This is a genomic window from Bradyrhizobium sp. MI1.7 (assembly GCF_055811795.1).
Genome location: NZ_JBVVPO010000105.1, coordinates 1 through 18,636 on the forward strand (window position 1 = coordinate 1; position 18,636 = coordinate 18,636).

Genomic DNA, 18,636 nt, shown 5'->3' on the forward strand with positions numbered 1-18,636 from the left:
CCCCGACCCTCTCCCCGCACGCGGGGAGAGGCGACGACAAACCTCACGCCGAGAGTAAATTCTGCAGCGCTTCGCCGTTGGGGACGCCGAGGCCTGAGCAGGCGTCCCAGCCGGGGCCGGCCTTGTACATGCCGTGCAAATCGCCGGTGATGTCATTGTTGCCGACCGTGATGTCGCGGAACACGCCTTGCGTGTGCGCGGCGTAGATCAGCGGGTTGATGAAGCCGACGGTCTTGCCGAATTTCTTCGTCGTCGCCTCGTTGATGCGGGCGATCAACCCCGCCATCAGCGGCGCCACGGCACTTGTGCCGCCGATGGTGGTGCCGACGCCGTTGAGGAAGATCTGGTAGCCGGTCGCGGGATCGGCATCGCCGGCAACATCGGGCACCCCGCGGCCGTTGTGATGCGTCGGTGATTTCGGCACATGGGCCTGGGCCTGGTATTGCGGCCGCGGGAACACGACGCTGACACCGCCGCCGCCTGCGCCGCCCTGCGGCCCGCCGTTCCAGACCACTTCGTTGATATCGCCGTTCGGCGCCTTCAGATTGGTGCCGCCGCAGGCGAGTGCAAACGGGCTCGAGGCCGGGAAATCTGCATGTGGCTTGCCGTCCCAGTCCGCGCCCATGTCAGCCGAACCATTGTCGCCGGAGGCAACGCAGACGGTGACGCCCATCGCGGCGGCGTCGCGGATCGCCTCGTTCAGGCCGTCGACGAATTGCTGCGAGCCTTCCTGGTCTTCCGGCCCGCCCCAGCTGATCGAGATCACCGAAGGTTTTCGCGCGGTGTCGTGGACGGCGGCCTTGACCGCATCGATGAAGCCGTTGGTGGTGTTGGGCGCGAAATAGACCACGATCCTGGCGCCGGGCGCGATCGCACCGGCCACCTCGATGTCGAGCACGACCTCGCCGTCGGCGTCCGAATGGCCGGGCTTGTTGGCGCCGCCGTCGACGCTCGCGGGTGCGATCTTCGGCATCGGGATGCCCGCCTTCTTGAAGAAGGTGCGCAGGTCTGACGTTTTGTAGCCGGCGCCCGTGGGATGGCCCTTCTGGTCGATGTCGTTGAGCTCGATGATGGCGATGCACTGGCCGGCGCCGGTCTCGCCGCCGGGGAAATTGTAGAGCTGGGCGATCTGATCGACCGAGAAGCTGCCGCCCTGCGCGGCGCGTGCGGCTGCGCCCTTCTGCGGCAGCTTGCGGCGGAAGTGGGGTTGCGCCACCGGCCGGTTGTCCAGGCCGTGCACGCCGACCACGATACCTGCGAGCTCGGCCGGGATCTGCACGCTGCCTTTACGCATGCGATGGGTCGCGCCCTCGTATCTGACCTTGTTGAGCTTGACGCCGAAGGCTGCGCTCATGGCCTTCACCGTCCCGGTCAGCTTCACGGTGCGGGACGCCAGATGCACGCTCTTGACGTTGAGATCGTGGTGATGCGCGAAATCGTCGATCTTGGCGACGTCGGCGGTATCCGCGCCCATCTCTGCGCCGAACTCGGCACGCGAGAGATACTGCCGCTCGCGCGGCGGTTGCGCGCCGAGCGTCATCACCTGCTCATCGTCGGCACGCTTCGCGCGCAGGCGAACGCTGATCTCGATTTCCTGCTTGGGATCGGCCGCGCCGACGAGCTTGGCCCCCTTCGGCAATTTCCGTGCGCTGTTCGCCAGCGTCACGCGCGTGGTCGAGCTTGCCATGACTTCCTCCGTTTGTGATTGGAAGGCAGATTGTCGCACCTCAACTATAGGTGTAATCTCAAACCCAAATTGGTTCAGGCATTTGAACGATATTTTTTCAGAAAACCTCTTGTTTGGCAGGGGCAACATCCGACTGGCTCAGATCGGCACGGAATCGGTCAATATTCACGACCATTCGACGACAAGGATTTCGATTTAAAATTGCAACCGTTGGCTTGTCTGGCCGACCAACGGAAGACGTTTGTCGAAATCAGACGTCTGGAAATCAATTTGGCGGAGACAATGCGATGCGTGCTGACCGCAAATGGGTTGAGAGAAATCTCGGTTTCGATCCGATCACGACGCCGCCCCCGCCCGACACCTTCGCGGTGAAACGCGTGGCCAAGGGCGCGGTGAAGAAATCCGCGAAGGTCACGACCGAAGACTTTCGGCGCGAGATCATCGATTTCGATTCCGAGTCGAGCGAGGGCCGCGAGTTCATGGCCTTCTCGACCTCGACCGGGCTGTCGCGCTTCACCGACATTGCCTGGCCGAAGGGGCTGGCGCCGCAAACCGGGCCGAAGCCGAAGGGCAACGGCAAGGGACCGCTACCGCGCGCCGACGTGCTGGTCGTGACCTGGACCGTCGACGAGGGCCACGCCCTCAGCCGCGTGCTGACGCCGGGCAAGGACTCCCGCAACGATTACGTACCCTATACGCATAATTACGCGGCCATCTCCAAGAAGATGCGCAACGGCTGTCCGGCCAAGGAGCTGAAACGGCTCGGCACCTACTGGACCACCACGATCGGCAAGAAGAAGGTCGTCATCTTCAAATCCGATTCGCACATGTCGCAGGACGGCCCGCAGCTGCCGAACATCGACGTCTGGCGCCAGATCATCACCGAGGTGCAGCCGAGTCTCGTGATCACCACCGGTACGGCGGGCGGCATCGGCAAGGAATTCGAGGTCGGCGACGTCGTCGTCAGTCCGATCGTTCGCTTCGACTGCCTATCGAAGTTCAAGAAGCAGCCATTCGCGCAGGAGCATTTTTCCAGCCGATCCGCCGTGACGAAGAAGTTCGCGCAGGCCAAGACGCTGTTCAAGGCCAATGCCGGGCAATTGCCGAAGGACAATACAAGGGCGCCGAAGATCTTCGTCGTGAAGCCGAGCGGCCTGTCCTCCTCCGTGGTCACCACCGACTTCTTCGGCTTCGACACCTCGGACGACCACTTCCATCTCCAGGGGCTCGGCGACGTCTCCGAGATGGGCGATGCCATCCTTGGCCTAGTCGCGCAGGAGATGGGCGAGAAGGCACCGCGCTGGCTCGCGATCCGCAACGTCTCCGATCCGCAGATCAAGGCCGAAGGCACCCTGCAGCAGCAGGAGCAGATCGCGGCCCAGATCTACAAGGGGTTCGGCCGCTGGAGCACGGTCTGTAGCGCCATCACCTGCTGGGCCAGCATCGCGGCGGAGCCGTAGCGAGCGATCCGGCCAGCACAGACGACAAAGGACGGGCGATCAATCAGGGAAAGTGGAACGGCCATGGCGCAGATCACGATCAACGGCATCACGATCGATCCTTCGGCTCCGCACGCGGAACGCGCCGCGCTGTCGCTGGATCATGCGAATGCGAAGGAATCCGACTACATCATCGTGCAGACCAACCAGCCGCTCAACGCCGAGCGCAGAGGGCAGCTCGCCAAGGCCGGCGCCGAGATCCTGGAAGCCGTCCCGGGCAGCGCCGTCATCTGTCACTTTCCGGCGGCCGGGCTCGACAAGGTGCGGAAACTTCCGTTCGTGACATGGGCAGACCTCTACCCGGGCATCGTGAAGATCGCGCCGGCGCTGCGCAACCTGGACACCCAACCCGGAGGCGTCGCCGCGGCGCGCGCGCTTGCGGCAAAGCCGGCGGCGCTCGACCGCACCAGCGTGACCGTCGACGTCATGCTCCACCGCAATGTCGGCGTGAAGGCCGCCGCAAAGAAGATTGCGGAAGCGGCGCATGTGCAGCTCGACGACGTCGTCCCGGGCACGGCCAAGGTGCGTGTGACGCTGAAGATGCGCCGTCTTGCCGACGTCGCGGCGCTCGACGAGGTGCGCAGCGTCGAGAAGGTCTTTCCCCGCAAGCTGCTCAACAACATCGCGCGGGGCATTCTTCGCGTTCCCGCGGCGACGCCGAGCAATGGCGGCGAAGGCGCGGGCGAGATCATCGCGATCGCCGATACCGGTTTCGACAAGGGATCGACCACGAACACGCACCCGGCTTTCAAGGGGCGCGTCAAGAAGCTCTACGCGCTCGGCCGGCCCGGGCGCAAAGACGATCCTGATGGTCACGGCACCCATGTCGCGGGTTCCGCTCTCGGCGACGGCGTATCGAAAAGCGACGGCCCGATCCGCGGCACGGCTCCCGGTGCCAAGCTGGTTCTGCAATCCGTGCTCGACAGCGACGGCAATCTCGGCGGCCTGCCCGACAGCCTCGATGCGCTGTTCGGCCCGCCCTACAAGACGGACAAGGCGCGAATCCATTCCAACTCCTGGGGCAGCGTCGGAAATTTCGGCGTGTATGACTCCCAGGCCAACGAGCTCGACACGTTCGTCTACGCGCACCGCGACATGCTGATCTGCTTCGCCGCCGGAAATGAGGGTAGCGACAAGGATGGCAATGGCCAGGTCGACCCCAACTCCGTGACGCCGCCGGGTACGGCCAAGAACTGCCTCACCATCGGCGCCTGCGAGAACAATCGTCCCAGCGAGGCCATGACCTACGGCAGGGCATGGCCAGACGATTTTCCGGCCACGCCGATCAGCTCCGATCGTGTGGCCAACAATCCCGAAGGGATGGTGGCGTTCAGCAGCCGCGGACCCACCAACGACGAACGCATCAAGCCCGACGTCGTGGCGCCGGGATCCTTCATTCTGTCAACCCGATCCCGCGCCACGAAATCGAAGGGATGGAAGCTCTCGCAAGATCCGCTCTACATGTTCGAAGGCGGCACCAGCATGGCGACGCCGCTGGTGGCCGGGTCCGTCGCGGTGATCCGGGCGTTCCTGAGGAAAAGCCAGGGACTGAAGTCGCCGAGCGCCGCACTGCTCAAGGCGCTCATCATCAACGGAGCGCGCAGTCTCGCCGGACAATACCATCCGTCGGAGGCGGGGTCCGTCGCGAGCAACAGCCAGGGCTTCGGCCGGGTCGACGTTCAAGCGGTGGTCGGCCCCCATGCCACGAGCGAAGAGCTGCAGTTCTTCGACGAGAAGAAGAAGCTGGACGCCGGCGACCGCGAAGACCGCACGGTCACGATACCGGCGGGAAGCAGCCGCCTGAAGGTCACGCTGGTCTGGACCGATCCGCCCGGCGAAGGCCTGCAAAGCGACCTCGATCTCGTCGTGGTGGCCAACAAGCAGGAACGCCATGGCAACATGCCGGCCGGCTCGAAGGACTTCGACCGCCGGAACAATGTGGAGCAGGTCATCTTCGAAAATCTGCCGGCCGGCGAAGCGGTGATATCGGTCATCGCTCATTCCATCGCCGTCGCGCCGCAGAACTATGCCCTCGTCATCAGGGTGAGCTAGAGCGTCTTCAAGCGAAGTGGCTGCCGGTTCGCGCGAAGAAAACGCGTCAAAACAAGCGCCTTGAGCTTCCGTTCTGATTCACTCAGAACCCAAGCTCCAGGCGCGGCAATCTGTCCCGGAAAGCTCGACCTCTTGTCGAACCTTCCGCGCATGTCTACCTCTCGCGGGTGGTTTTGCTGAGAGGTACTCCGATGCTGGATGCCGCCGTAAAGGCGCTGTCGCAATTGATCTCGCCGCCGATGCGCTCGATCCTGTGGCGATCGATCGGGCTTGCACTGGTCCTGATCATCGTGCTGGCGATCGGCTTGCAGCGGCTGCTGAGCTGGTTTGCGACCTATGGTGAGGTCTGGCTGGAAGGCCTGCTCGGGCCGAGCTGGCATTCCTCGCTCGAGGTCCTCGCCTGGATCGTCTCGATCACGGCGGGCCTCGGCGTCGTGTTCGGCGGTGTGTTCCTGATGCCTGCGATCACCTCGCTGGTGGCGAGCCTGTTCGTCGACGACGTCGCCGACATCGTCGAGCGCGAGCACTATCCCGCCGAGCGGCCGGGCGCTGCGCTGCCGTTCAGCCAGGCGATCTACGAGGGCGTCAAGACCGCGCTGCTGACGATCGTGGTCTATCTGGTGGCGTTGCCGCTGGTCCTGTTCGCTGGTGCCGGATTCCTGATCTTCTTCGTCGCCGCCGCCTGGCTGCTCGGGCGCGAATATTTCGAGCTCGCCGCGATGCGCTTCCGTTCGCCGGAGGAGGCCAGGGCGATGCGGCGCGACAACGCCGCGACCATCTTCACCGCCGGCCTTTTCATTGCGGCCTTCGTCTCGATCCCGATCGTCAATCTGGCGACGCCGATCTTCGGCATGGCGTTCATGGTCCACATGCACAAGCGCCTGTCGGGGCCGCGGCCCGAGCTGATCGAGCCGGCGCGGCAGATGCGGTGAGGCCTCTCAGTTCACTTGCACCCCGCATTTGCGCAGCAGCATCTTGGCGAAACCGAACGGCGCCGGCGTGAACGGGCCCGGTGGCGCCCGGGTGATCAGCGCGACGACGCCGAGCGCGACCATCGCTAGCCAGAAGCACAGCCAGAAGCCGTCGATATAGGCGAGCACATTGGCTTCGCGCTGCACCAGGCCCGCGAGCGTGCCGACCGCGCGCGCCTGCGCCATTCCGGTGCCATGGGCCGCGAAGTAATCGGCGAGCTGCTTGAGCCTACCCACCACGTCGGCATTGCCGACCACAAGGTCCTGGCCGAGATAGAAGGAATGGACCTGCTCGCGCACGCGCAGCCACGTTCCCATCAGCGCGATGCCGATCTCCGCGCCGCCGAGCCGCATGATCTGGATGTAGGCGGCAAAGGAGGTGGCGCGGCTCGGATCGGCGTTCGACAGCAGCGTGATGATGATCGGCAGCAGGAGCAGCGACTGCCCGATCGCCTGGAGCAGCACGATGCCGACAAAATCCTCGCGCGCCCAGACATGGCTGAGCTGCGTGCCCCAGAGATTGGCCGCGGCAAAGCAGGCAAAGCCCAGCACCACGACAAGCCGCGTATCGAAATGCCGCAGCAGCCAGATCGAGATCGGCACCAGCACGAACATCGGCAGCGCGCCATAGGTGAGCAGCAACATCCCGCTCTGCTCCGGCCTGAGCAGAACGACATTGCCGAGGAAGTTCGGCACCAGCGACGAGTTGGAGAGGCTGGTCAGCGTGTAGAGCAGGATCAAGATCAGCCCCAACCCGACATTGCGCGAGAACAGCACGTTGACATGCGCCCAGGGCTGTCGCACCAGCGACTCGTTGACGAGGAAGCCTGCGAACAGCACCACACCGCTGACGAGCAGCGCCATCACCGTCCCCGAGCCGAGCCAGTCCAGGCGATTGCCCTGGTCGAGGCCGGCATAGATCATCGAGACCGCGGCGCCGAGCAGCAGCATGCCGCCCCAATCGGCCTCGCGCAGCAGCGTGCGGTTCACCGGCTCGCTCGGCGTGCCCAGATAAACCATCAGGCCCATCAAGGGCGCGATCACGACGCTCTGCCAGTACATCCATTGCCAGCCGAGATGGTCGACATAGAAGCCGACCAGGGAGCTCGACGTATCCAGCGCAAAGCCGACCCGGATCGAATAGAGCGAGATCGCCGGCACCCACCATCGGATCGGCAGGTTTCGTAACACGATCATGAGCGTCGCAGGCACGAAGGTGCCGAGCAGCAGGCCATGAACGACGCTGAGCGCGAGCAGCGTCGGATAATCGTGCACGAAGGGAATGATCAGCGACACCGCGGCGTAGACGAGGCTCGGGATGCCGAGCACGCGGCGCAGGCCGAACACCGTCGCGAGCCACGCCACCGCCGGCGCAATCAGGATCTGCGAGCCGATGCCGGCGGTCGAAAGCCAGGCGCCCTCGTCAAACGAGAGCGAGAACGCACCGCGCAGGTCCGGCAGACCGACCGTGGTCAGCCGGCTGTCGAAATTGGCGAGGAACGAGCCGAGCAGCACCGCCGCCACGGCAAACAACGGCTGTGGCGCGATGCCGCCGCGCGAGAGAGGCCCGCGGCCGGCATCGTCATTTTCCGCCATTCGCGGCCTTCGTGTCGATGCTGGTGACGACCGACATGCCCGGCACCAGCCGCGCCAGCAGCGGCTGGTTGTCGTCGAACTGGATGCGCACGGGAATGCGCTGCACGACTTTGGTGAAATTGCCGGTCGCATTGTCCGGCGGCAGCAGGGCCACCTGCGCGCCGGTCGCGGGGGCAATGCGCTCGACCTTGCCGCGCAGCTTCTCGCGCGGGAAGCCATCGACGGTGATCTCGACCGGCTGGCCCGGCGCGACATGCGTGAGCTGGGTCTCCTTGTAATTCGCGATCACGTAGACCTTCGGCAGCGGCACCACATTGATGAGGTTGGTGCCGATGTTGACGTAGTCGCCGGGCTGCACCTGGCGCTCGCCGACGACGCCGTCGAACGGCGCGGTGATCCTGGTATAGCCGAGCTTCAGCTTCGCGCTCGCCAGCGTCGCCTTGGCCGCCGCGACATCGGCGGCGCGCTGCTTCTTGGTGCCCTGCAGAACTTCGAGTTGATGCTGCTGCGCGGCGATGACGGCGCGACTGGCACGCACGTCGGCCTGCGCCTTCGCGTAGCCCGCGACGGCCTGTTCCAGCCGCTGCCGCGTGCCGGCTTCCGTCTGCGTCAGGGATTTCTGGCGATCCTGCTCCTGCCGGGCCTCGACCTCCAACGCTTCCGCTGACAGCTGCGCGGCCTGCGCCTGCGCGATGGTCGCATATTGCAGCTCGACCTGGTTGCTCAGATTGTCGAGCACGGCCTGCGCGGCGGCGACAGCGGCCTCGGACTGCGCGACCTGGGCCTGGTAGTCGGCGGGATCGATCTGGATCAGGAGATCGCCGGCCTTGACGCGCTGGAAGTCGGAGACCCCGACGGTCAGCACTTCGCCGGAGACGCGGCTTGCAAGCCGCGTCAGATCGGCGCGCACATAGGCGTCGTTGGTGGTCTGGACCACGGCGTTGCCGACCCATTCGTCGAAGCGCAGCGTCGCCAGTGCCACGAAGGCGAGCGCGACGATCACGGCGAACAGGGGGATCGCGAGCCGGCCCCAGAGCGAGCTCGCCGGCCGCTGCGTCGGCTTCGGCGGCGGAGCCGGTGCCGCGGCCGGCGGTGGCGGTGGCGATGGCGATGGCAATGGCGATGAGATTTGTTCTTGCTGACTCACGACATGCCCCCAAAACCGGCTTGCTTCACATCGCCCCCCCGAAACGACGGCGCCACCTCAGACCGTCTTCTCCGGCCATCGGCAGAGATCGTTGATCAGACACACCTCACAGCGCGGCTTGCGGGCGAGGCAAGTATAGCGGCCATGCAGGATCAGCCAATGATGGGCGTGCAACATGAACTCGGCCGGGATCACCTTTTCGAGACCAAGCTCGACTTCGAGCGGCGTCTTGCCGGGCGCCATCCCGGTGCGGTTGCCGACGCGAAACACATGCGTGTCCACCGCCATGGTGTGCTCGCCGAAGGCCATGTTGAGCACCACGTTGGCGGTCTTGCGCCCGGCGCCTGGCAGGGATTCGATCCCGGCGCGCGTGCGCGGCACCTCGCCGCCGAATTCGCTGAGCACCTTTGCCGATAGCGCAATCACGTTCCTGGCCTTGGTGCGATAGAGGCCGATGGTCTTGATGTATTCGCGCAAGCGTTCCTCGCCGACGTCGAGCATCTTCTGCGGCGTGTCGGCGATCTCGAACAAGGCGCGCGTCGCCTTGTTGACCCCGGCATCGGTGGCCTGCGCCGACAGCACCACGGCGACCAGCAGCGTGAAGGGATTGACGTGCTCGAGCTCGCCTTTCGGCTCCGAATTGGCCTTGCGGAAACGGCTGAAGACCTCGTGGATCTCGGCCGGCGTCCAAGGTTTGGTAGAATTGGGTCTTGCGGCCTTGAGCGATTTCCTGGCGGGAGCCCTCGGCTTCGCAACTATCGCCTTTGCCTTTTTCTTCGGCACGGACGCTTTGCGCGGGGCCGGCTTGCGGGTGATTTTCGCCATGATCCGGATATACTGAGGGACGATGAGCACAGGCAACGAAATTGAGCGCGGGCGATCTGAAAGCGAGACGGACCCTCAGATCTTCTCCGCGCTCCTGACGCCGCACCGCTCGCTGAACCGCACCGGCTTCCTCGCCGTGATGCTGTTCCTGAGCGTGGTGAGCTTTGCCACCGGCCTCGCCTTCCTGATGATGGGTGCGTGGCCGGTGTTCGGCTTCTTCGGCCTCGACGTGCTGGTGATCTGGTGGGCCTTCAAGGCCAATTTCCGCAGCGCGCGGGCGCGCGAGGAGATTTCGGTCACGGCGTCCGAACTGCGGGTGCGGCGCGTCAGTCATCGCGGCCAGGTCGCCGAATGGACGTTCAATCCGCTCTGGGTCCGCCTCGATATGGAGGTCGACGAGGATTTTGGCATCGAGCATCTCTATTTGATCTCGCGCGGCCATCAGATCCAGATCGCCCGCTTCCTCGGCCCGGACGAAAAGGCAAGTTTTTACAAAGGCTTGGTTGAGGCCCTGAACGCCGCCAAGCGCGGCCCGACCTACAACCCGGTCTCCTGACTCCGAATCGGAAATCGGGTGGTTTCGGCCCGGCGCCACGCCTACATTTCCAGTCATGATGACACTCGCCATAAATGACCAGCGCCTGGCCAAGCCGGGCTCCCAGAACGCCGCGTTGCGCGATTACGACTCCGTGCGCCGGGCGATCGCGTTCATCTCGGAGAACTGGCGCACCCAGCCGGCCATCGAAGCGATGGCCGATGCGGCGGGCGTCACGCCGGATGAGCTGCACCATCTGTTCCGCCGCTGGGCCTCGATCACGCCGAAGGCGTTCATGCAGGCGCTGACGCTCGATCACGCCAAGGGACTGTTGCGGGACTCCGCGAGCATCCTCGATGCCGCGCTCGATTCAGGTCTTTCAGGACCGGGCCGGCTGCACGATCTCTTCGTCACCCATGAAGCGATGTCGCCCGGCGAATGGAAGAACGGCGGCGCGGGCCTGACGCTGCGCTACGGCTTCCATCCCTCGCCGTTCGGCACGGCGATCGTGATCGCCACCGACCGCGGCCTGTCAGGCCTTGCGTTCGCCGATCCCGGTGAGGAGAAGGTCGCGCTCGCCGACATGACGCGGCGATGGCGCAACGCAACTTACGTCGAGGATCACGAAGGCACCGCACCGCTCGCACAGCGCATCTTCGACACCAGGCTGTGGCGGCCGGACCAGCCGTTGCGCGTGGTGATGATCGGCACCGATTTCGAGGTACGGGTGTGGGAGACGCTGCTGAAGATCCCGATGGGTCGCGCGGTGTCCTATTCCGACATCGCCTGCAACATCAACAGCCCGAAGGCCTCACGCGCCGTCGGCGCTGCGGTCGGCAAGAACCCGGTCTCGTTCGTTGTGCCCTGCCACCGCGCGCTCGGCAAGAGCGGCACGCTCACCGGCTATCACTGGGGCATCACCCGCAAGCAGGCGATGCTGGGCTGGGAGGCCGGGCAGCTGGGGATGCAGTAGGCCCCGCTTCCGTAGGGTGGGCAAAGGCGCATAGCGCCGTGCCCACCATTCTTCCGCGATCGCTGACACATGGTGGGCACGCTACGCTTTGCCCACCCTACGACTCCGCGCTTGTGGCGAAGCTCAGCCCGCCAGATCCAGCTTCGAGGCCACCGTCGAATCCGCGTTGAGCCGGTAGATGATCGGCACACCGGTCGCGAGCTCGCGCTTCAAAATGCCTTCGGGCGAGAGCTTTTCCAGCACCATGATCAGCGCGCGCAGCGAGTTGCCGTGGGCGGCGACCAGCGTGCGCTTGCCGTTGAGCACGCCGGGCAGGATCTCCTGCACGTAGTAGGGCAGCGCGCGCGCCAGCGTATCCTTCAGGCTTTCGCCGCCGGGCGGCGGCACATCGTATGAGCGGCGCCAGATCAGCACCTGGTCCTCGCCCCATTTCTTGCGGGCGTCGTCCTTGTTGAGGCCGGAGAGATCGCCATAGTCGCGCTCGTTCAGCGCGAGGTCTTTGGAGGTCGGCAGGCCCTTCTGGTCGAGCTCGCCGAGAATGAGATCGAGCGTGTGCTGCGCGCGCGTCAAGACCGAGGTGTAGGCGACGTCGAACACGAGGCCCTGCGCCTTCAGCTTGCGGCCGGCTTCCGTGGCTTCCTTCACGCCGAGCTCGGTGAGATCAGGATCCTTCCAGCCCGTGAACAGGTTCTTCAGATTCCACTCGCTCTGACCGTGGCGCACGAGCACGAGGAGACGTTCGCTCATTGACTGCTTTCCATTCAGGTTATTGTTGAGGAATGATCTTGGCGGAAAGCCGCTTCACGTCTTGCGCTAACGCGGCCCTTCGGGTCCGGTTCATGCTCCGGCTCGCTCAGATGTCTGCGAGACCGAGCACGTCGGCCATGGAGTAGTGCCCCGGCTTCTTGCCATGCGCCCACAGCGCCGCCTTGAGCGCGCCGTGTGCGAACAGCATGCGGTCTTCGGCGAGATGCGACAGCGTCAGGCGTTCGAACGGACCAAGAAAGGTCACGCTGTGCTCGCCGGCAACGGTGCCGCCGCGCAAGGAGGCAAAGCCGATGTCGCCCGGCTTGCGCGCGCCGGTGATGCCGTCGCGGCCGCGATCCGAATGCTCATCGAGCGAGATGCCGCGGCCGGCGGCGGCGGCCTGGCCCAGCATCAGCGCAGTGCCCGAGGGCGCATCGATCTTCATGCGGTGGTGGGTTTCCACGACCTCGATGTCGAAGCTCTCGTCGAGTGCCTTGGCGACGCGCTTGACCACCGCGGCGAGCAGATTGACGCCCAGGCTCATATTGCCCGACTGCACCACGACCGCACGGTTGGTGACGCTCTTGATCACGGCGTTGTCGGAGGCCGACAGTCCGGTGGTGCCGATGACGTGCACGATGCCGCGCTCGGCAGCGATCGCGACATTGGCGATGGTCGCGGCCGGCACGGTGAAATCCAGGATGCCGTCGGCATCTTTCGACATCGCCCAGAGGTCGGCCGAGAGTTTGACGCCGTTGGCAGGCAGGCCCGCGAGTACGCCGGCATCCTTGCCGAGCAGCTCCGAGCCGGGCGCCTCCAGGGCTCCCGCCAGCACCGCGCCTTCAGTGTCGGCAATGGCTCGTGCCAGCGCCCGGCCCATCCGGCCGCCTGCCCCGGCAACAATCAAACGCATATCGGACATAGTTCACCCTCTCCACGCCCTATAGCGGGAGCGGGCCGTTCCGGCAACCGATCAGGCCTTCAAAAGGCCCGTGGCGCGGGTCTCCCCAAGCACAGATGCAACGCTAGAGCATGAGCTCCAGGTCTTTCCTGAGCACGACCTGGCCATCGCGCTCTACAACATAAGTGGCCTTGTAGGAGCCGCGTTCCCACCCCCCGGGAGGTCGCTTCTTCCCCGCAAAGAGCATGAATTGCGCCTTGTTGGCCTGAAGTGGTGCAGACCGATTTTCCGCGATGACGTTGTCGAGGGGATCCTTGATGAGCAGCCATTGCGCGTCGCCCGCCTTCAGCCCGATAGCCCGCACGAACGCGACGATCGCCATCGAACCGGCGGACGGCTTTTGGCTCTCGGCACTGCCGTCCTCGATGAGTTCCATCGTGACCGGCCCCGTCGTAAAGCCCGCATTGAGGATGGCTCGTTCCTGGTACTCGAGTTTCGGGCGGAGGGCAGCAAGCCAGAGCGATTGACCGCCCTCGCAAGACTCGGGGCGAACGCCGTACGCAAAGGGATCGACCACCGCGCCATTGTGCCTCACGGTGAAATGCAGGTGAGGATACTCCGTGAGGCCGGAGAGACCGACACGGCCGAGCGGCTGTCCTAGGTCGACCTTGTCTCCAGGCTTGACCGACACACTGCCGGCGGCGAGGTGGCAGTACTGGGTTTCCCACTGCTCCGGATGTTCGATGACGACGCCATTGCCACATTCGGCCTCGCGCACCGCTTCGCGTCCCGATTTTGTGAAAGCGCCGTCCGGCGCGTCATTGCGTGTACGAAGAATACGGCCGCCTGCCGCCGCGCGCACGTCCACGCCGGCCCTTTGCACCGGCAGTGAGGGCAAACGAAAATCGGTGCCGTTGTGGTCGTCATAAGTCAGCGTGCCGCATTTGTAATCTCGCGCCGACCGCGACGGATCGAGATCCGTGTAATTCTGGATGTAGCAGGTGCGGCCAGGCTCGCAGGCAATCGGCAGCGCCAATTGAATGCTCTGGGCATGGGCAGGGAAGCCGGCCCCGGCCAATGCCAGGGCAGCGAACATCCGGTAGAGGAAACCTGCGCTGCCCATGCGCCTCGACATCGCGGAGAACCCCGTACTCATTCAGGCGAATGCTTGCCGGCCGTCCGCAATCTCATCGGACCCTCTTCGTCCAATCGACAATCGGAGGCCGACCGGCTCACCCAGTTCTCGCGCCTGCCAGCGCCAAAAGGCGATTGGGTGAGATGATACAGAAGAAAGAACTCCGACTGTCGGTTGATCCCCAGTTTGAGCATGATCCTCTTGGTGTAGGTTCGCACCGTTGCCTCGGTCAGCCCAAGCTCGGCTCCAATATCGCGAGGGCACTGGAATTGAAGAATCCGGGCGACGATTCTTTCCTCAGCCCAGTTCAAGCCAAAGGCAGATGCGATGCAGTGCGCGCCCTGCACGTCATCGAATTGCGGCACGACGATGAGGGCCTGTCCCAGCTTGTCATGCGTTGGAACAGCGCCGATCTTGGCGAAGGCGAACTGCTGACGATCCGTCGAAAGCGGTACCGTAGTGTTGAACCATCCATGAGTCCCGCTCTCGATGAGCACTTTCCCGATTGCCCCCCGCAAGCTCTCGGTCACGGAAGCGCATGAGCCAGCAAGCCTGCCTCCTTCCATCCTGAGCAACTCGCGCTTGGCAAGCAGCACGCGTCCACCACGATTGACTGCGTAAATGTGCAGGCCCTGGTCCACGACGATGGCGGGAAAGGTCAGCTCTTCGAGCCAGAGTTGCGCATCGACCTGCCCCGGCGCTTGCCGGGCAAGTGAATGAGCAGCCTTCCATAACGGGCGCACGGTATGCGCCAAGCCCGGAATCTCCGATGCCGCAAGCGCGGCCGGTCGCCATCCGGCCACGAACACGACCGTGGTTCGCTCATCGGAAGCAAACCTGCCAATGACTGAATGACTCTTTACCGGGGGTTCCGCGCCGATCAACTTGCGGACGAAGGAGGTCCGGGAATTGATCGGCTCGAGCGAGGCGACGTCCTCGGCTGTACCCTTGCGCGCAAATCGCTCAACCATCGCCGCGCATGACGGATCGGCAGGAGCATCTCCGATCCTGGCTTCTTCCAGCCCGGAGGCGGATAGCATGGCTACGTAGCAGCTCCGGCAGCCGAGCAATTCCGCCATGGCCTTTGCGAAATATTCCATTGCGGCCTGTTGCGGGCGTGGCTCCGGACAAGACCCAGACGGACCGCATCCGTCATTGCCTTGCTTCGAGGCGCGCTCGACGCAATCGGAACGAAAATCATCCTGTGCGGAAGGTAGTGCCTTACTGCACTCATGCACGGTCGCCTCCCTCATAGGCCGGCCCACCCCTTACCAGCGCTTAATTCTCCCTGAACGCACGGTTGATCCGTAACGTCATCGGCTGCAAAAGATATTCCGCAAAGGTTCGTTCCCCCGTCTCGACAAATATCTCGACAGGCATTCCAGGCATCAATGTGGAGATGTAGGAGGCCGTCGGCGCGTTGGGGTCCAGCTCAACCTCGGCCAAATAGGAGCTGTCGCCGGAATGGGTGTCGGTCAGTGCGTCTGCCGCAACGCCGACGACCCTTCCCTCGAGCATCGGCCGGCGGCGAATGTTCAGCGCGTGAACTCGCACACGCGCCATCTGTCCGACATAGACCTCTTCCCGATCGGCAGGCTTCAATGTCGCCTCGATGACAAGCCGATCTTGCATCGGAACGATTTCCAAAAGGGTTTCCCGAGGTCCAAGCACGGCATTGAGGTCCCTGCTGTTGAGGCCGACGATCCTTCCACTTTCCGGGGCACGCAATTCAGACCGGACAAGCTGGGCACGCAACGCGGCAATTCGATGTCTGAGGTCGCCGATCTCCTCGCTCGTCGCATGCCGCTGCTTGGCGATATCCTGATTTTGGTTGAACCCCAGTTGCCTGCGTCTGTCCTGCAACTCCGCGATCTTGCCCTGCATCTCCGAGATTGACGCGGCATTGCGATCGACCTGTCCGGTGGCCTCGGCTTCGGCCCGTTGCAAGGCCAGCAAACGTGGTTTCCGGGCGAGGCCCTTTGCGAGGAGATAACTCGTGTCGGCGATCTCTTCCCGCAACAGCTTGAGTTGCTGTTCAAGTCCTTGGGTGTTGCTCTGCAGGCCGCGGATGGTGTCCGCGTTTTGCAGCATCTGCTGATCGATCACCTTGCGCTCGTTCTCAATCGCGGCCAGTCGCGCGGCAAATTCGGCCTCCTGGGTTTGAATGGCGATACGTGCGGAGAGACGCGTTGCACTTTCCCGCAATTCGTCCGGAAACCGGATTGACTTCGCACCGTCTTGCTCCGCCGCCAGCCGGGCCTCCATCGCCAGATCAGCAAAGAACTTGGTTTCGAGGGAACCAAGGCTCCCTTCGATCTGCGCGGTGTCGAGCCGTGCAATGAGTTGACCGGCTTCGACGTGATCGTTCTCCCGGACATAGATCGATTTGATGATTCCGCCTTCCAGATGTTGCACCGCCTTGCGCTTCGAATGGACCTTGATGAATCCTGGTGCCACGACGGCGCCGCGGAGCGGAACCGTGGTTGCCCACAAGCCGAAGCCGCAAAATTGCAGGACGAGCAATACACAGCCCCATGCGATGATCCGTCGCATGTCGGATCGCGGTTGCTCCGTCGGCCAGGTCTTCGACGGACCTGCAACAGGCGCGGACATCGCGGAGGCATGACCGGTCTGCGTCATGGAATGACCCTCCTGCCTGGCAACCTCTGAGGTTCGACATTGCGCGGGAGCCCTGCCGAACCCGGTACCGGTGCCGGCCGCTGGGCGCGAAGTACGTCATATGGCGGTCCGAAGGCGACCTGGTTGCCGTCCCTCAACAGCAGCACGGCATCGGCGATGGTCAACAGCCGCGGCCGGTGGGTGACGATCACCGACGCCGCGCCGCGCGCTTTGGCCGATTGAATGGCGGAGCACAACGCTTCTTCGCCGTCCGGGTCGAGATTGGCATTGGGCTCATCCAGCAGGATCAATTTGCGATCGCCGAAGAAGGCGCGGGCAAGACCAATGCGCTGACGCTGGCCACCGGATAGCCTGCAGCCGTCGCGGCCGATCTCGGTCTGGTAGCCGGCCGGAAGGGACAGGATCATCTCATGCGCCTGCGCGAGCATGGCCGCGGCGACGATGGCCTCGTCCCGTGCGTATTCATCAAACCCGGCAATGGCTTCGGCCACCGTTCCTTCCAGGAGCTGCACGTCCTGGGGGAGATAGCCGACGAATTGCCCAAGCTGGTCGGGATCCCAGGTATGGAGTGCTGCGTGGTCCAACCGGATCGTACCGCTGGTCGGCCGATCGAGGCCTGCCATCAAGCGCAGCAATGTGGATTTTCCGGCGCCGGTCGGCCCGATCACGACGACAAGCTCGGACGGCCGGCATTGAAAGGATATGCCCGCGAGAATGGGACGCTGCGTCCCGCCAATCCGGAATGTCACCCGCTCTACCTTGAGCATGCCGGCTGGCGGCGGAAGCAACGTCTTCCGCGGACGCGCAAGCACCGGCATCGCGGCGTTGCAGACTTGCGTCCACGCGTCCTGCGCAGATGCCAACGCGCGCCAGGCCGAGACCAACCCTTCCATGGGCTGCAACGTGCGCGCTATCAGGATCGAGCTCGCGATCAGACTGCCGGACAGCACCTCGTTCTGGAGCACGAGCCAGGCACCGCAGCCGATCGCGGCAATCTGCAGGATGGTCCTGACCATTCGCGCGGCGGCGCTAATCGTGTAGATGCGTTCGCTGGCCCGCACCACCGGAGACAGGGCTTCGTCATTGAGGCTCATGAACGCGCGGATGGCGCCCCGGGTCCAGCCCATCGCCCGCACCACGCTGGAGTGCCGGACGATTCCATCGAGCAACGCCTGCGTCTTCAACGCCGCTTGCGAAGCCTGCGCAATTTCCCCGCGCGCGATCCAGTGGCTTGCAACACCCATCGCCAGCAGGACCCCCACCCCGATCAGGGCTATGACGCCATACCAGGGGTGCAGGAAGAACAGGATGAGAATAAACACCGGGAGGAACGGAGCATCTATCAGCGATGTGACCGTTCCGCTCGACAGGAAAGTTCTCAACTCGCGAAGCTTGACCAGATCGTGCTGCCGGCCGTCGCCCGGCGCCGCGCCGGTGATGCTGCCTTCAAGGATGATCGGAGCGAGGCAGTGCTCGAACCCGACCGCGAACCGGCTCAACAGGCGGTTACGAAACGTGTCGAAGGCGGCGCTGAAGGCGAGAGCGCCGACGGCGATGACGGTGAGGCCGACAAGCGTCTCGACGCTTCCGCTGCTGAGCACGCGGTCGAACACTTCGATTGAATAGAAAGGTACGACCAGCAGCAGCAGGTTTACGGACACGCTGAAACAAACGATCCACACCAATGCGAATCGTCCCGGAATCAAGGCCACCAGCAATCTCTGACCAGATGCTGGGATCACACCACGGTTACGCGAATACATAACTTGCCGGCACTATCACTGACTGAAATGAGGGCGGGGGGGGCGGGGCCCCCCCCCCCCCCCACGGGGGGGGGGGCGGGGGGGACCGCCGGTTAAAACGGGGGCGGGTTTTTTTTTGGGGAGGGCGCCAAACGGGTGGCGCCCCCCCGGGTGGCCAACCCCGGG

The 18,636-nt window shown here is 64.3% G+C and carries 15 protein-coding genes; 5 read left to right on the top strand and 10 right to left on the bottom strand.

The genetic code is table 11. The annotated features are described in order from the left end of the window. Nucleotides 1–43 precede the first annotated feature (43 nt). Entirely contained in the window at nucleotides 44–1,687 is a 1,644-nt protein-coding gene (locus tag AC0L3X_RS43575; protein ID WP_063980231.1) for a S53 family peptidase, read from the bottom strand. A gap of 287 nt (nucleotides 1,688–1,974) precedes the next feature. Here AC0L3X_RS43575 and AC0L3X_RS43580 point away from each other — a divergent pair, with 287 nt between their 5' ends. The 3 genes from AC0L3X_RS43580 to AC0L3X_RS43590 all read left to right on the top strand — a co-directional run bounded on the left by AC0L3X_RS43580 (nucleotide 1,975) and on the right by AC0L3X_RS43590 (nucleotide 6,170). Beyond that, a complete protein-coding gene (locus tag AC0L3X_RS43580) occupies nucleotides 1,975–3,147 on the top strand; it encodes a phosphorylase family protein (protein WP_063980232.1) in 1,173 nt (390 codons plus the stop codon). Nucleotides 3,148–3,210: 63 nt separating this feature from the next. Beyond that, nucleotides 3,211–5,238, top strand: coding sequence for a S8 family serine peptidase (locus AC0L3X_RS43585; RefSeq protein WP_231143743.1), 2,028 nt, complete (start codon nucleotides 3,211–3,213; stop codon nucleotides 5,236–5,238). A 191-nt stretch (nucleotides 5,239–5,429) separates the two neighbouring features. Next, nucleotides 5,430–6,170: a sulfate transporter family protein gene (locus AC0L3X_RS43590; protein WP_063980234.1), complete on the top strand. Its 741-nt coding sequence runs from the start codon at nucleotides 5,430–5,432 to the stop codon at nucleotides 6,168–6,170. Nucleotides 6,171–6,176: 6 nt separating this feature from the next. Here AC0L3X_RS43590 and AC0L3X_RS43595 read toward each other — a convergent pair whose 3' ends face one another. Genes AC0L3X_RS43595 through nth form a run of 3 tightly spaced genes read right to left on the bottom strand, consistent with a single transcriptional unit; the run spans nucleotide 6,177 to nucleotide 9,777 of the window. Further along, nucleotides 6,177–7,805, bottom strand: coding sequence for an MFS transporter (locus AC0L3X_RS43595; RefSeq protein WP_063980235.1), 1,629 nt, complete (start codon nucleotides 7,803–7,805; stop codon nucleotides 6,177–6,179). Then, complete coding sequence (locus AC0L3X_RS43600; protein ID WP_063980236.1) at nucleotides 7,792–8,952, bottom strand: HlyD family secretion protein; 1,161 nt, start codon at nucleotides 8,950–8,952, stop codon at nucleotides 7,792–7,794. Before AC0L3X_RS43600 ends, AC0L3X_RS43595 begins: the two co-directional genes overlap by 14 nt. 57 nt (nucleotides 8,953–9,009) lie before the next feature. After that, nucleotides 9,010–9,777: an endonuclease III gene (gene nth / locus AC0L3X_RS43605; RefSeq protein WP_063980237.1), complete on the bottom strand. Its 768-nt coding sequence runs from the start codon at nucleotides 9,775–9,777 to the stop codon at nucleotides 9,010–9,012. A 22-nt stretch (nucleotides 9,778–9,799) separates the two neighbouring features. On the opposite strand from nth, the gene AC0L3X_RS43610 reads away from it, so the two are divergent. Both AC0L3X_RS43610 and AC0L3X_RS43615 read left to right on the top strand, forming a co-directional pair. Beyond that, nucleotides 9,800–10,333: a DUF2244 domain-containing protein gene (locus tag AC0L3X_RS43610; protein ID WP_063980238.1), complete on the top strand. Its 534-nt coding sequence runs from the start codon at nucleotides 9,800–9,802 to the stop codon at nucleotides 10,331–10,333. Nucleotides 10,334–10,388: 55 nt separating this feature from the next. Then, a complete protein-coding gene (locus tag AC0L3X_RS43615; RefSeq protein WP_063980239.1) occupies nucleotides 10,389–11,285 on the top strand; it encodes a methylated-DNA--[protein]-cysteine S-methyltransferase in 897 nt (298 codons plus the stop codon). 123 nt (nucleotides 11,286–11,408) lie between these two features. Here the strand turns inward: AC0L3X_RS43615 and AC0L3X_RS43620 are convergent, their stop codons facing one another. The 6 genes from AC0L3X_RS43620 to AC0L3X_RS43645 all read right to left on the bottom strand — a co-directional run bounded on the left by AC0L3X_RS43620 (nucleotide 11,409) and on the right by AC0L3X_RS43645 (nucleotide 18,420). Beyond that, nucleotides 11,409–12,032, bottom strand: a complete 624-nt coding sequence (locus AC0L3X_RS43620; RefSeq protein WP_014490847.1) for a 2,3-bisphosphoglycerate-dependent phosphoglycerate mutase — start codon at nucleotides 12,030–12,032, stop codon at nucleotides 11,409–11,411. A gap of 106 nt (nucleotides 12,033–12,138) precedes the next feature. Further along, the gene (gene dapB / locus AC0L3X_RS43625) at nucleotides 12,139–12,954 is read right to left on the bottom strand and encodes a 4-hydroxy-tetrahydrodipicolinate reductase (RefSeq protein WP_028148808.1); all 816 of its coding nucleotides are present in this window, start codon (nucleotides 12,952–12,954) and stop codon (nucleotides 12,139–12,141) included. A gap of 103 nt (nucleotides 12,955–13,057) precedes the next feature. Then, complete coding sequence (locus tag AC0L3X_RS43630) at nucleotides 13,058–14,056, bottom strand: M23 family metallopeptidase (protein WP_084794912.1); 999 nt, start codon at nucleotides 14,054–14,056, stop codon at nucleotides 13,058–13,060. A gap of 29 nt (nucleotides 14,057–14,085) precedes the next feature. Next, nucleotides 14,086–15,168, bottom strand: coding sequence for a helix-turn-helix transcriptional regulator (locus tag AC0L3X_RS43635; protein ID WP_283017902.1), 1,083 nt, complete (start codon nucleotides 15,166–15,168; stop codon nucleotides 14,086–14,088). A 178-nt stretch (nucleotides 15,169–15,346) separates the two neighbouring features. Further along, the gene (locus AC0L3X_RS43640) at nucleotides 15,347–16,708 is read right to left on the bottom strand and encodes an HlyD family type I secretion periplasmic adaptor subunit (protein WP_063980241.1); all 1,362 of its coding nucleotides are present in this window, start codon (nucleotides 16,706–16,708) and stop codon (nucleotides 15,347–15,349) included. Then, nucleotides 16,705–18,420, bottom strand: a complete 1,716-nt coding sequence (locus tag AC0L3X_RS43645) for a type I secretion system permease/ATPase (RefSeq protein WP_231145447.1) — start codon at nucleotides 18,418–18,420, stop codon at nucleotides 16,705–16,707. Before AC0L3X_RS43645 ends, AC0L3X_RS43640 begins: the two co-directional genes overlap by 4 nt. Nucleotides 18,421–18,636: the final 216 nt, after the last annotated feature.

Bases quoted from the DNA above. Each gene is read 5' to 3' on its own strand.
- AC0L3X_RS43575 (WP_063980231.1), bottom strand. From the start codon at position 1,687: ATGGCAAGCTCGACCACGCGCGTGACGCTGGCGAACAGCGCACGGAAA.
- AC0L3X_RS43580 (WP_063980232.1), top strand. From the start codon at position 1,975: ATGCGTGCTGACCGCAAATGGGTTGAGAGAAATCTCGGTTTCGATCCG.
- AC0L3X_RS43585 (WP_231143743.1), top strand. From the start codon at position 3,211: ATGGCGCAGATCACGATCAACGGCATCACGATCGATCCTTCGGCTCCG.
- AC0L3X_RS43590 (WP_063980234.1), top strand. From the start codon at position 5,430: ATGCTGGATGCCGCCGTAAAGGCGCTGTCGCAATTGATCTCGCCGCCG.
- AC0L3X_RS43595 (WP_063980235.1), bottom strand. From the start codon at position 7,805: ATGGCGGAAAATGACGATGCCGGCCGCGGGCCTCTCTCGCGCGGCGGC.
- nth (WP_063980237.1), bottom strand. From the start codon at position 9,777: ATGGCGAAAATCACCCGCAAGCCGGCCCCGCGCAAAGCGTCCGTGCCG.
- AC0L3X_RS43610 (WP_063980238.1), top strand. From the start codon at position 9,800: ATGAGCACAGGCAACGAAATTGAGCGCGGGCGATCTGAAAGCGAGACG.
- AC0L3X_RS43615 (WP_063980239.1), top strand. From the start codon at position 10,389: ATGATGACACTCGCCATAAATGACCAGCGCCTGGCCAAGCCGGGCTCC.
- AC0L3X_RS43620 (WP_014490847.1), bottom strand. From the start codon at position 12,032: ATGAGCGAACGTCTCCTCGTGCTCGTGCGCCACGGTCAGAGCGAGTGG.
- dapB (WP_028148808.1), bottom strand. From the start codon at position 12,954: ATGTCCGATATGCGTTTGATTGTTGCCGGGGCAGGCGGCCGGATGGGC.
- AC0L3X_RS43630 (WP_084794912.1), bottom strand. From the start codon at position 14,056: ATGGGCAGCGCAGGTTTCCTCTACCGGATGTTCGCTGCCCTGGCATTG.
- AC0L3X_RS43635 (WP_283017902.1), bottom strand. From the start codon at position 15,168: ATGGAATATTTCGCAAAGGCCATGGCGGAATTGCTCGGCTGCCGGAGC.
- AC0L3X_RS43640 (WP_063980241.1), bottom strand. From the start codon at position 16,708: ATGACGCAGACCGGTCATGCCTCCGCGATGTCCGCGCCTGTTGCAGGT.